We start from the raw sequence: 12485 nt of genomic DNA, 5'->3' as shown, positions 1-12485 counted from the left end.
GAGACTTCCTCTCTTACTTCTTACGCTGATGACGCGAGCGCATGATCATCTTGTCGGTCGACTTGTTCGACCGGGTGCGCTTGCCCTTGGTCGGCTTGCCCCATGGTGTCACCGGATGGCGACCACCGGAGGTGCGGCCTTCACCACCGCCGTGCGGATGGTCGACCGGGTTCATGACGACACCGCGGTTATGCGGACGCTTGCCGCGCCAAACGGTACGACCGGCCTTGCCGTCGTTGATGTTGGCGTGGTCAGGGTTGGAGACGGCGCCGATCGAAGCGAGGCAGGAGCCATGCACGAGACGCTGTTCACCCGAGTTCAGGCGAAGGATCGCCATGCCCTGGTCACGGCCGACGAGCTGTGCGTAGCCACCGGCGGAGCGAGCGATCTGACCGCCCTTGCCCGGCTTCATTTCCACGTTGTGGATGATGGAACCGACCGGGATGAACTGCAGCGGCATGGTATTGCCAGGCTTGACGTCGACAGCCTTCTCGGAAGCGATGACCTTGTCACCGGCAGCGAGACGCTGAGGAGCGAGGATGTAAGCCTTCTCGCCGTCAGCATAGTTGACCAACGCGATGAAAGCCGTGCGGTTCGGATCGTATTCGATACGCTCGACCGTGCCTTCGACGTCGAACTTGCGACGCTTGAAGTCGATCAGGCGATAGGTACGCTTGTGACCGCCGCCGATGAAGCGGGCGGTGATGCGACCGAGGTTGTTACGACCGCCGCTCTTGGTCAGGCCTTCCGTCAGCGCCTTGACCGGCTTGCCCTTGTAGAGGGCCGAACGGTCGACGATGACCAGCTGGCGCTGGCTCGGGGTGATCGGATTGAATGTTTTCAATGCCATTTTCTTATACCTCAGAGACCGGTGGAGACGTCGATCGTCTGGCCTTCAGCCAGGGTCACAACAGCCTTCTTCACGTCCTTCTGCTTGCCGACGAAACCGCGGAACCGCTTGGTCTTGCCCTTGCGCAGCAGAGTGTTGACGGCCGTAACCTTGACGCCGAACAGCGCCTCGACAGCAGCCTTGATTTCCGGCTTCGTCGCCTGCTTGGCGACATTGAAAACAACCTGGTTGTTTTCGGATACCAGCGTGGACTTTTCGGTGATCGCCGGAGAGACGATCACATCGTAGTGGCGAAGATCGGTCACTTGAATCGCTCCTCTAGCGCTTCAACCGCAGCCTTGGAAAGCACGAGCTTGCCGCGGCGCACGATGTCATAAACGTTGATGCCCTGGATCGGCAGAACATCGATGTTCGGGATGTTCTGAGCTGCGAGCTTGAAGTTGCCGTCAAGTTCTGCACCGCCGATGAAGAGGGCGTTGGTCAGGCCGAGCGTCTCGAATACGGACGCGAGAGCCTTGGTCTTGGCTTCAGCGGCAACCAGATTGTCGATGACGATGACGTCATCGGCCTTGATCTTGGCCGAAAGAGCGAGGCGCAGGCCGAGTGCACGAACCTTCTTGGGAAGGTCATGCTCGTGGCTGCGGACAACCGGGCCGTGAGCTTTGCCGCCGCCGCGGAACTGCGGAGCGCGAGCCGAATGGTGACGAGCGCGGCCCGTACCCTTCTGCTTGTACATCTTGGCGCCGGTGCGCGAAACTTCAGCGCGGCCCTTTGCCTTGTGGGTGCCCTGCTGCTTCTTGGCAAGCTGCCAGCGGATGACGCGGGCGAGAATGTCTTCGCGGGGCTCGAGGCCGAAAATCGCGTCCGAAAGGGAAACCTTCCCGGCGTCTTTTCCCTCGAGGGTTTTGACGTTGAATTCCATTGATCTGGCTCCCTTACTTCGCGGCCGACTTGACGGCGTCGCGCACGATGATCCAGGCACCCTTGGAACCGGGAACAGCACCCTTGATCAGGATCAGACCACGATCTTCGTCGGTCGAAACCACTTCCAGGTTCTGCGTCGTGACGCGCGTCTGGCCCATGTGACCAGCCATCTTCTTGTTCTTGAAAACCTTGCCCGGATCCTGGCGCGAGCCGGTCGAACCGTGCGAGCGGTGCGAAACCGACACACCGTGCGTGGCGCGAAGACCGCCGAAACCATGGCGCTTCATGGCGCCGGCAAAACCCTTACCGATCGTCGTGCCCGTCACATCGACGAGCTGACCGGCTGCGAAGTGACCCGCCTTGATCTCCGTGCCGATCTCAAGCAGCTGGTCTTCCGACACGCGGAATTCAGCAACCTTGGCCTTCGGCTCGACGTTGGCAACGGCAAAGTTGCCGCGCATCGCCTTGGAGGTGTTCTTCACCTTCGCCTGGCCGGCACCGAGCTGAACTGCGGTATAGCCATTCTTTTCGACAGTGCGCGTGGCGACGACCTGGCAGCCGTCCATACGCAGTACCGTTACCGGGACATGCTCACCGGCGTCGTTATAGACGCGGGTCATTCCCACCTTCTGTGCAATCACACCTGAACGCATCGGTTCAATCCTTCTCACTCAGCCCGAAGACCCGAGGTCTCAGAGCTTGATCTCAACATCGACACCGGCGGCGAGATCGAGCTTCATCAGCGCGTCTACCGTCTGCGGGGTCGGGTCAACGATATCGAGAAGGCGCTTGTGCGTGCGCATCTCGAACTGTTCACGGCTCTTCTTGTCGATGTGCGGGGACCGGTTGACCGTAAACTTCTCGATGCGGGTCGGAAGCGGAACGGGGCCCCGGACGCTTGCACCGGTGCGCTTAGCCGTCGATACGATCTCGCGCGTGGAGGCATCGAGAATCCGGTGATCGAACGCCTTCAGGCGGATGCGGATATTCTGGCCGTTCATTCGACTTTATCCTTGTGTCTGTTATCCGCGTGTCACCATTCAGGGACACGACTTACCTTCAGTTACGTTAGCGGGCCACCGGTTTCAAAGATCGAGAGGGACACCGAGATCGGCGTCCCTATCCTTTCCTTGGGCCTGGTGGCCCAGCCGCTAATTACTCGACGATCGAAGCGACGATACCGGCGCCGACGGTGCGGCCGCCTTCGCGGATCGCGAAGCGCAGCTTTTCTTCCATCGCGATCGGAACGATCAGCTCGACGGCAACCGTGACGTTGTCGCCCGGCATGACCATCTCGGTACCTTCCGGCAGCGTCACGATGCCGGTTACGTCGGTCGTGCGGAAGTAGAACTGCGGACGGTAGTTGGTGAAGAACGGCGTATGACGGCCACCCTCTTCCTTCGTCAGGATGTAGGCTTCCGCCATGAACTTCTTGTGCGGCTTGACAGAGCCCGGCTTGCACAGGATCTGGCCACGCTCGACGCCGTCACGGTTCACACCGCGAACCAGGGCGCCGATGTTGTCGCCAGCCTGGCCCTGATCGAGCAGCTTGCGGAACATTTCAACGCCGGTCACCGTCGTCTTCGAAGTTGCGCGGATACCGACAATCTCGACTTCTTCGCCAACCTTGACAATGCCACGCTCGACGCGGCCGGTCACAACCGTGCCGCGGCCGGAGATCGAGAACACGTCTTCGATCGGCATCAGGAACGGCTGGTCGATCGGACGCTCAGGCGTCGGGATGTAGGCGTCGACCGCAGCCATCAGCTCGCGGATCGCGTCTTCGCCGATCTTCTTGTCAGAATCTTCAAGAGCAGCAAGCGCCGAACCCTTGACGACCGGGATATCGTCGCCCGGGAAGTCGTAGGACGACAGAAGTTCGCGAACTTCGAGCTCGACCAGTTCGAGAAGCTCGGCGTCGTCAACCTGGTCGACCTTGTTCAGGAACACAACGATCGCCGGAACGCCGACCTGGCGGGCCAGCAGGATGTGTTCGCGCGTCTGCGGCATCGGGCCGTCAGCGGCCGAGCACACCAGGATCGCGCCGTCCATCTGGGCAGCACCGGTGATCATGTTCTTGACGTAGTCGGCGTGGCCGGGGCAGTCGACGTGCGCATAGTGGCGGGCCGGCGTCTCATACTCGACGTGCGCCGTCGAAATGGTGATGCCGCGGGCCTTTTCTTCCGGAGCAGCGTCGATCTGGTCGTACGCCTTGAACTCACCGAAGTACTTCGTGATCGCTGCCGTCAGAGACGTCTTGCCGTGGTCAACGTGGCCGATCGTGCCAATGTTGACGTGCGGCTTGTTGCGCTCAAACTTACTCTTTGCCATTTTCGGCTCTCCGTTTTGCTAGTCCCCGAAGGGATCTAATTCTTGTTATCGGTCAATTGGTATTCCGGTCACTTCTGACCGGAATACTTTGCCTGGATTTCAGTTGCGACGTTCGACGGGACCGGCGAATAGTGATCGAAGGTCATCGTGTACTGAGCGCGGCCCTGGGACATGGAGCGCAGGTTGTCGACGTACTTGAACATGTTCGCGAGCGGAACGTTCGCGTTGATGACCACGGCGATACCACGGCTTTCCTGACCCTGGATCTGACCGCGACGGGAGTTCAGGTCGCCGATGACGTCGCCGACATAATCTTCCGGGGTGACGACTTCGACCTTCATCATCGGCTCGAGCAGCTGAGCGCCGGCCTTCTTGGCTGCTTCACGGAAGCAGGCACGCGATGCGATTTCGAAGGCGAGAACCGAGGAGTCGACGTCATGGAAAGCGCCGTCGATGAGGGTCGCCTTGACGCCGAGCATCGGGAAGCCAGCGAGCGGACCCGAAGACAGGACGCTTTCGATGCCCTTCTGGACGCCGGGGATGTATTCCTTCGGAACGGAACCGCCGACGATCTTGGATTCGAACTTGAATTCGTCGCCTTCCGGGTTCGGTTCGAAGACGATCTTGACGCGCGCGAACTGGCCGGTACCACCGGACTGCTTCTTGTGCGTGTAGTCTTCTTCGTGCTGGCGCGTGATGGTTTCGCGATAGGCAACCTGCGGCGCGCCGACAGTTGCTTCAACCTTGAATTCACGACGCATGCGGTCGACGATGATGTCGAGATGCAGTTCGCCCATGCCGGCAATGATGGTCTGGCCGGATTCCTGGTCGGTCTTGACGCGGAAGGACGGATCTTCTGCAGCCAGGCGGTTGAGCGCAAGGCCCATCTTTTCCTGGTCGCCCTTGGTCTTCGGCTCGATGGCGATCTGGATGACCGGCTCGGGGAATTCCATGCGCTCGAGGATAACCGGCTTCAACGGATCGCAGAGCGTGTCACCCGTCGTGGTTTCCTTGAGGCCGGCGAGAGCGACGATGTCGCCTGCGAAGGCTTCTTCGATGTCTTCACGCGAGTTGGAGTGCATCTGCAGCATGCGGCCGACGCGCTCGCGCTTGTCCTTGACCGTGTTCATGACCGACGCGCCCTTTTCGAGCTTGCCGGAGTAGATGCGGGCGAAGGTCAGCGAACCGACGAAGGGGTCGTTCATGATCTTGAAGGCGAGCATGGAGAGCGGCTCGTTGTCATCGGCATGACGCTCGATGTCAGCTTCCGTCTTGAAGTCGATGCCCTTAATGGCCGGGATATCCATCGGCGACGGCAGGTAGTCGACGACGGCGTCGAGCAGCGGCTGCACGCCCTTGTTCTTGAACGCGGTGCCGCAGAACATCGGGTGGAACTTGACGTCGATCGTGCCGCGGCGAACGAGCGCACGGATCTGATCGTTGTCGGGCAGAACGCCTTCGAGATAGGCTTCCATCGCGGCTTCGTCGATGTCGACGACGGTTTCGATCAGCTTTTCGCGATATTCTTCGGCCTTGGCCTTCATGTCCTCGGGGATCTCGACGACATCCCACTGGGCGCCGAGCGACTCGTCGCGCCAAATGAGAGCGTTCATCTCGATCAGGTCGATAACGCCCTTGAACTCGGTTTCAGCACCGATCGGCAGCTGCATGACGACAGCCGTTGCGCCGAGGCGGGTCTTGATCATCTCGACGGAGCGATAGAAGTCGGCGCCCGTCTTGTCCATCTTGTTGCAGAAGATCATCCGCGGGACATTGTACTTCTCAGCCTGGCGCCAGACGGTTTCCGTCTGCGGCTCGACACCGGCGTTGGCATCGAGCAGCGCGATAGCGCCGTCGAGAACGCGCAGCGAACGCTCGACTTCGATAGTGAAGTCGACGTGGCCGGGGGTGTCGATGATGTTGAAGCGGCGCATCTTGCCGTCACGGCCCTTCCAGAAGGTCGTGGTGGCAGCGGAGGTGATCGTGATGCCACGCTCCTGCTCCTGCTCCATCCAGTCCATGGTGGCTGCGCCGTCGTGGACTTCGCCGATCTTGTGCGACTTACCGGTGTAATAAAGGATACGCTCGGTGGTCGTGGTCTTGCCGGCGTCGATATGCGCCATGATACCGAAATTACGGTAGTCTTCGATCTTATATTCGCGAGCCATTGTGGACTGCCTTTCGATACCGTTCGGAATTACCAGCGATAGTGCGAGAATGCACGGTTGGCGTCAGCCATCTTGTGCGTGTCTTCGCGCTTCTTGACGGCGGAGCCGCGGTTGTTGGACGCATCGAGCAGTTCGCCGGAAAGGCGGTCAACCATAGTCGTTTCATTGCGCTTGCGGGCGGCAGCGATCAGCCAGCGAATGGCGAGAGCCTGGCGGCGCTCCGGACGAACATCGACCGGCACCTGATAGGTCGCACCACCGACGCGGCGCGAGCGGACTTCAACGTGCGGAGCAATGTTGTCGAGCGCAGAATGGAATACCGTGAGCGGCTCCTGCTTGGACTTGCCCTGGACGACGTCGAACGCGCCATAGACGATGTTTTCAGCAACGGACTTCTTGCCGTCGAGCATGATGGCATTCATGAACTTGGTGACGACGAGGTCGCCGAACTTCGGGTCCGGATTGATCTCGCGCTTTTCTGCTTTATGACGTCTGGACATAGTTTTCGTCTCTTCAACCGTTAAGGCGCTTCGTCACGCGGAGGACCTCGCGCAGCGCCGGATTATTCAAAACCGAATTACTTCGGACGCTTCGCACCGTATTTGGAGCGGCGCTGCTTGCGGTTCTTGACACCCTGGGTATCGAGAACGCCGCGGATGATGTGATAACGGACACCCGGAAGGTCCTTGACGCGGCCGCCACGGATCATGACGACAGAGTGTTCCTGAAGGTTGTGACCTTCGCCGGGGATGTAACCAATGACTTCGAAGCCGTTGGTCAGGCGGATCTTTGCGACCTTACGCAGAGCCGAGTTCGGCTTCTTCGGCGTCGTCGTATAGACGCGCGTGCAAACGCCGCGCTTCTGCGGGTTCTCCTGGAGTGCGGGAACCTTGTTACGCTTTACGTTCGCCTGGCGAGGCTTGCGGATCAGCTGGTTTACGGTAGGCATTCAACCATCCCTTACGTTTTATCTCAGTACCCTTGCGGGCTTGAACTCGCGCCGTCTCCGGCAGTGACGCATGCTTTCCGTCAATGCGCAAAATATGGCCCAATCCGCTTCCGCAGATGGACCACAAGGAGCAGAGGACGCATAAAATATGCGTCGTGCGTGCAGCATCATGACTTCAACGTGCGTTTAGAACCTTGTTTGAGGTGAACTTCAGGGCGCGTCGCCCCGAACAGCCAAGCCTCACATGGGATCTGATGGCCGGGGTACTACTGGTTTCCACCCCTCTCGTCAAGGCCGGTTAAGAAATAAACTCGCCGTATCGCCTTGATCTGCGGGCCTAACGCCCTGATTTCATCCTTCTAGACGAAATGGCGGCCGTGCACCAAGATAAAAACTTGGGCATCGCGGCAAAAGCAGTTAAGGAATCAGCAATTGCGGCGTGCGGCCCTCACAGCAGGATTCGAGCGACCGAATCGTCAAAGAGCCGAAGGACAGGCGATGATTACGACACCTGATAACGACAATAATTTCGACGGACCGATGGTCTTCATCATCATCGGCAAAGGCTACGAGTCCGACGACAGCGAAGGCATCGACCTGCACATCATGCTGAAGGCGCCCGACGACGACACGGCCGTGCGCGAGGCCCTGAACGCCCTTGCCGAGGAAGGCTTCATCGAGGCCGATCTCGACCAGATCGGCATGCTGACCGAGGTGCCCGCCGAAGAGCCGCACGCCTCTGCTTACCAGGGTGCCGTCGACGGCGAGGTCGCCATCATCCGCTTCAACTGAAGGAGCCGCCGCTGACGCTGCGGGTCGCAAAGGCAGTATAAGCGGAAGCAGCACCTTCCCTCCCCCAACCAATCAATGCAGACCAAAAACGAAAACCGCCCGGATCGCTCCGGGCGGTTTTTCAATTCGCGTGCCACCTGAGTGGTGGTCGTCGGCTGCGGATTATTCTGCAGCCGGAGCCTTTTCGGCCATGTCCTGCAGCATCGGCGTGGCAACGGCAGCACCCGTGCCCTTGCGGCGCTCTTCGAGGATCAGTTCGTCGCGCGACGTGGCGATACGACGGATCTGGGTCATGGTGCCACCGGTGCCGGCCGGGATCAGACGGCCGACGATGACGTTTTCCTTCAGACCCTGCAGGCCGTCGGTCTTGCCGGCGATCGCAGCTTCCGTCAGCACCTTGGTCGTTTCCTGGAAGGATGCGGCCGAGATGAAGGACGGGGTCTGCAGCGACGCCTTGGTGATGCCGAGAAGAACCGGATCGCCGTAGGCCGGCTTCTTGCCCTGCTCGATCAGGTGATCGTTGACGTCTTCGAGCTCGATCCGGTCGACATTGTCGCCGACGATATAGGTCGAGTCGCCTGCATCGGTGATTTCCACCTTCTGCAGCATCTGACGGACGATCACCTCGATGTGCTTGTCGTTGATGACAACGCCCTGCAAGCGGTAGACTTCCTGGATCTCGTTGACGAGGTAGGAGGCCAGAGCCTCCACGCCCTTGATCGCCAGGATGTCGTGCGGAGCCGGGTTACCGTCGAGGATGTAGTCACCCTTTTCGATATAGTCGCCTTCCTGAAGGTGGAAGGGCTTGCCCTTCGGGATCAGGTATTCGACAGGCTCGACACCGTCTTCCGCCGGCTCGATGATGACGCGGCGCTTGTTCTTGTAGTCGCGGCCGAGGCGGATCGTACCATCGATCTCTGCGATGATGGCATGGTCCTTCGGACGGCGGGCTTCGAAGAGCTCGGCAACACGCGGCAGACCGCCGGTGATGTCCTTGGTCTTGGCGCTTTCCAGCGGCGAACGCGCGAGAACGTCACCCTGGGAGACCTTGGTGCCCGGCTCGACCGACAGAATAGCGTCGACCGAGAGCAGGAAGCGGGCGTCACCGCCACGCGAAAGCTTCGCGACATTGCCGCTGGCATCCTTGATGACGATCGCCGGCTTGAGGTCCGAACCGCGCGGGGTCGAACGCCAGTCGATGACCTGACGCTTGGTGATGCCGGTGGATTCGTCGGTGGCTTCCAGAACGGAGAGACCATCGACCAGATCTTCGAACTGAACGGTACCAGCCACTTCGGTCATCATCGGACGGGTGTAAGGATCCCACTCCGCCAGACGCTGGCCGCGCTTGACCTTGTCGCCTTCGTCGACATGCAGCTTCGAACCGTAGGCGACACGCTGCGACGACCGTTCCACGCCACGCTCGTCCAGGATCTGGACGGTCATGTTGCGGCCCATGGCAACGAGGTTGCCATCGGAGTTACGCAGGATGTTGCGGTTCTTGATCTGCACCGTACCTTCGTACGAGGCTTCCAGGAACGACTGATCGACCACGGTTGCCGTACCGCCAAGGTGGAAGGTACGCATGGTGAGCTGGGTGCCCGGTTCACCGATCGACTGAGCGGCGATGACGCCGACGGCTTCGCCCATGTTGACCGGCGTACCGCGGGCCAGGTCGCGACCGTAGCAGACCGAGCAGACGCCCGTCTGGATTTCGCAGGTCAGCGCCGAGCGGATGCGGATCGACTGGATACCGGCCTTCTCGATCTCGATGACATCGGGCTCGAGGATCATCTTGCCGGCATCGACGATGCGCTCGCCGGTGACCGGATGATCGATATCGTCGAGCGCCGTGCGACCGAGGATGCGGGCGCCGAGCGAGGCGACAACCTGACCGGCATCAACGATGGCGGTCATGGTGAGGCCGGTTTCGGTGCCGCAATCGACGTGCGTGACGATGCAATCCTGCGCGACGTCGACGAGACGGCGGGTCAGGTAACCTGAGTTGGCGGTCTTCAAGGCGGTATCTGCCAGACCCTTGCGGGCGCCGTGGGTCGAGTTGAAGTACTCGTTGACGGTCAGGCCTTCCTTGAAGTTCGAGATGATCGGCGTCTCGATGATTTCACCCGACGGCTTGGCCATCAGGCCGCGCATGCCGCCCAGCTGGCGCATCTGGTTCGGAGAACCGCGGGCGCCGGAATGGCTCATCATGTAGATCGAGTTCATCGGCTTCTGACGGCCGGTGTTCTCGTCGAATTCGACCGCCTTGATGCGGGCCATCATCTCTTCGGCGACCTTTTCGGTAGCCTTGCCCCAGGCGTCGACAACCTTGTTGTACTTTTCGCCCTGAGTGATCAGGCCGTCATTGTACTGCTGCTCGTATTCCTTCACCAGGCTTTCGGTGTCGGCAACGATCTTCGCCTTGGCATCGGGAATGACCATGTCGTCCTTGCCGAACGAAATGCCGGCGCGGCAGGCATGGGAGAAGCCGAGCTGCATGATGCGGTCGCAGAAGATGACCGTGTCCTTCTGGCCGCAATGGCGGTAGACCGTGTCGATCATCTTGGAGATGTTCTTCTTGGTCATTTCCTGATTGCAGATGTCAAAGGGCACCTTGCCGTTCTTCGGCAGCAGTTCGCCGATGAGCAGACGGCCAGGCGTCGTCTCATAGATCTTCGAGTAGGGCTTGCCATCCTCGTCGACCGACTTGAAACGGCCGCGGATCTTGGTGTGCAGCGTCACGACCTTGCTTTCAAGAGCATGATGCAGTTCGCCGAGATCGGAGAAGGCCATGCCTTCGCCCGGTTCGTTCTGGTTCAGGATCGACAGGTAATAGAGGCCGAGAACCATGTCCTGCGAGGGAACGATGATCGGCGCGCCGTTGGCCGGATGCAGGATGTTGTTGGTCGACATCATCAGCACGCGGGCTTCGAGCTGGGCTTCGAGCGACAGCGGCACGTGAACGGCCATCTGGTCGCCGTCGAAGTCGGCGTTGAAGGCCGTGCAGACGAGCGGATGCAGCTGGATCGCCTTGCCTTCGACCAGGGTGGGTTCGAAGGCCTGGATGCCCAGGCGGTGCAGCGTCGGTGCGCGGTTCAGCAGAACCGGATGCTCGCGGATGACCTCGTCGAGGATATCCCAGACTTCAGGCTTTTCCTTTTCGACCAGTTTCTTGGCCTGCTTGACGGTCGAGGAGTAACCCTTGGCGTCGAGGCGGGCGTAGATGAACGGCTTGAAGAGCTCGAGCGCCATCTTCTTCGGCAGGCCGCACTGGTGCAGCTTCAGTTCCGGACCGGTGACGATGACCGAACGGCCGGAATAGTCGACGCGCTTGCCGAGCAGGTTCTGGCGGAAGCGGCCCTGCTTGCCCTTCAGCATGTCGGAGAGCGACTTCAGCGGACGCTTGTTGGCGCCGGTGATGACGCGGCCGCGACGGCCGTTGTCGAACAGCGCGTCAACCGATTCCTGCAGCATGCGCTTTTCGTTGCGGATGATGATGCCGGGCGCACGAAGCTCGATAAGGCGCTTCAGACGGTTGTTGCGGTTGATGACGCGGCGGTAGAGGTCGTTCAGATCCGACGTCGCGAAACGGCCGCCGTCGAGCGGCACCAGTGGACGCAGATCCGGCGGGATGACCGGAACGACCTTCATGATCATCCATTCCGGACGGTTGCCCGACTCCATGAAGTTCTCGACGATCTTCAGGCGCTTCATCAGCTTCTTCTGCTTGAGATCCGACGTGGTGTCGGCAAGCTCGGAGCGCAGGTCGCCAGCGATCTTTTCGAGGTTCATCGAGGCCAGCATCTCGTAGATCGCCTCAGCGCCGATCATCGCGGTGAACTGGTCTTCGCCGTATTCGTCAACGGCCAGCATATACTCTTCTTCCGAGAGGAGCTGGTGCTCCTTCAAAGCAGTCAGGCCCGGCTCGGTGACGATGTAGTTTTCGAAATAGAGGACGCGCTCGACATCCTTCAGCGTCATGTCGAGCAGCGTCGAAATGCGCGACGGCAGCGACTTCAGGAACCAGATATGGGCAACGGGAGCGGCGAGCTCGATATGGCCCATGCGCTCACGGCGAACGCGCGACAGCGTGACTTCGACGCCGCACTTTTCGCAGATGATGCCCTTGTACTTCATGCGCTTGTACTTGCCGCACAGGCATTCGTAGTCCTTGATCGGCCCGAAGATGCGCGCGCAGAACAGACCGTCGCGTTCCGGCTTGAACGTGCGGTAGTTGATGGTTTCCGGCTTCTTGATCTCACCGTAAGACCAGGAGAGGATCTTCTCCGGAGATGCGATCGAAATCCGAATGGAATCGAAATTCTGTGCAGGCACCTGCGGATTGAAAAGATTCATGACCTCTTGGTTCATGCCTGTCTCCTTCATGGGCTAAAGCGCCCTCAAAATGCGATGGTCGGCGGCAAATTCCCGGGAGCCGCCTCCCTCGCTTAAACGAGAATAACCGCAAGAT

At 60.1% G+C, this 12485-nt stretch carries 11 protein-coding genes; 1 reads left to right on the top strand and 10 read right to left on the bottom strand.

Annotation, left to right across the window (positions count from 1 at the left end; genetic code table 11):
• Positions 1-13 precede the first annotated feature (13 nt).
• From rplB to rpsL, 9 genes are all read right to left on the bottom strand, one after another.
• Positions 14-850: a 50S ribosomal protein L2 gene (gene rplB / locus K6N12_RS12135; RefSeq protein WP_003547551.1), complete on the bottom strand. Its 837-nt coding sequence runs from the start codon at positions 848-850 to the stop codon at positions 14-16.
• Between the two features lie 11 nt (positions 851-861).
• On the bottom strand, positions 862-1155 hold the full coding sequence (locus tag K6N12_RS12130; protein WP_003547550.1) for a 50S ribosomal protein L23: 294 nt from the start codon (positions 1153-1155) through the stop codon (positions 862-864).
• Positions 1152-1772, bottom strand: a complete 621-nt coding sequence (gene rplD / locus K6N12_RS12125; protein ID WP_003587197.1) for a 50S ribosomal protein L4 — start codon at positions 1770-1772, stop codon at positions 1152-1154. Before rplD ends, K6N12_RS12130 begins: the two co-directional genes overlap by 4 nt.
• 13 nt (positions 1773-1785) lie before the next feature.
• Positions 1786-2427, bottom strand: coding sequence for a 50S ribosomal protein L3 (gene rplC / locus K6N12_RS12120; RefSeq protein WP_003587198.1), 642 nt, complete (start codon positions 2425-2427; stop codon positions 1786-1788).
• 39 nt (positions 2428-2466) lie between these two features.
• Complete coding sequence (rpsJ, locus tag K6N12_RS12115) at positions 2467-2775, bottom strand: 30S ribosomal protein S10 (protein WP_003547547.1); 309 nt, start codon at positions 2773-2775, stop codon at positions 2467-2469.
• A 154-nt stretch (positions 2776-2929) separates the two neighbouring features.
• A complete protein-coding gene (gene tuf, locus K6N12_RS12110) occupies positions 2930-4105 on the bottom strand; it encodes an elongation factor Tu (protein ID WP_003573803.1) in 1176 nt (391 codons plus the stop codon).
• 68 nt (positions 4106-4173) lie between these two features.
• A complete protein-coding gene (gene fusA / locus K6N12_RS12105; protein WP_097630068.1) occupies positions 4174-6273 on the bottom strand; it encodes an elongation factor G in 2100 nt (699 codons plus the stop codon).
• A gap of 29 nt (positions 6274-6302) precedes the next feature.
• Positions 6303-6773, bottom strand: a complete 471-nt coding sequence (rpsG, locus tag K6N12_RS12100; RefSeq protein WP_003578662.1) for a 30S ribosomal protein S7 — start codon at positions 6771-6773, stop codon at positions 6303-6305.
• 77 nt (positions 6774-6850) lie between these two features.
• On the bottom strand, positions 6851-7222 hold the full coding sequence (gene rpsL / locus K6N12_RS12095; RefSeq protein WP_003547537.1) for a 30S ribosomal protein S12: 372 nt from the start codon (positions 7220-7222) through the stop codon (positions 6851-6853).
• Between the two features lie 498 nt (positions 7223-7720).
• Here rpsL and K6N12_RS12090 point away from each other — a divergent pair, with 498 nt between their 5' ends.
• Entirely contained in the window at positions 7721-8014 is a 294-nt protein-coding gene (locus K6N12_RS12090; RefSeq protein WP_003587200.1) for a hypothetical protein, read from the top strand.
• A gap of 162 nt (positions 8015-8176) precedes the next feature.
• Here K6N12_RS12090 and rpoC read toward each other — a convergent pair whose 3' ends face one another.
• On the bottom strand, positions 8177-12385 hold the full coding sequence (gene rpoC / locus K6N12_RS12085) for a DNA-directed RNA polymerase subunit beta' (RefSeq protein WP_097630069.1): 4209 nt from the start codon (positions 12383-12385) through the stop codon (positions 8177-8179).
• Positions 12386-12485: the final 100 nt, after the last annotated feature.

The sequence above is a fragment of the Rhizobium redzepovicii genome (assembly GCF_019793435.1).
Lineage (GTDB): Bacteria > Pseudomonadota > Alphaproteobacteria > Rhizobiales > Rhizobiaceae > Rhizobium > Rhizobium redzepovicii.
Note: the sequence above shows the minus strand (reverse complement) of the source record. Positions and strands in the feature narration are given on the sequence as shown.

Coding starts and splice junctions, on each gene's coding strand:
- rplB (WP_003547551.1), bottom strand. CDS start 850: ATGGCATTGAAAACATTCAATCCGATCACCCCGAGCCAGCGCCAGCTG.
- rplD (WP_003587197.1), bottom strand. CDS start 1,772: ATGGAATTCAACGTCAAAACCCTCGAGGGAAAAGACGCCGGGAAGGTT.
- rplC (WP_003587198.1), bottom strand. CDS start 2,427: ATGCGTTCAGGTGTGATTGCACAGAAGGTGGGAATGACCCGCGTCTAT.
- rpsJ (WP_003547547.1), bottom strand. CDS start 2,775: ATGAACGGCCAGAATATCCGCATCCGCCTGAAGGCGTTCGATCACCGG.
- tuf (WP_003573803.1), bottom strand. CDS start 4,105: ATGGCAAAGAGTAAGTTTGAGCGCAACAAGCCGCACGTCAACATTGGC.
- fusA (WP_097630068.1), bottom strand. CDS start 6,273: ATGGCTCGCGAATATAAGATCGAAGACTACCGTAATTTCGGTATCATG.
- rpsG (WP_003578662.1), bottom strand. CDS start 6,773: ATGTCCAGACGTCATAAAGCAGAAAAGCGCGAGATCAATCCGGACCCG.
- rpsL (WP_003547537.1), bottom strand. CDS start 7,222: ATGCCTACCGTAAACCAGCTGATCCGCAAGCCTCGCCAGGCGAACGTA.
- K6N12_RS12090 (WP_003587200.1), top strand. CDS start 7,721: ATGATTACGACACCTGATAACGACAATAATTTCGACGGACCGATGGTC.
- rpoC (WP_097630069.1), bottom strand. CDS start 12,385: ATGAACCAAGAGGTCATGAATCTTTTCAATCCGCAGGTGCCTGCACAG.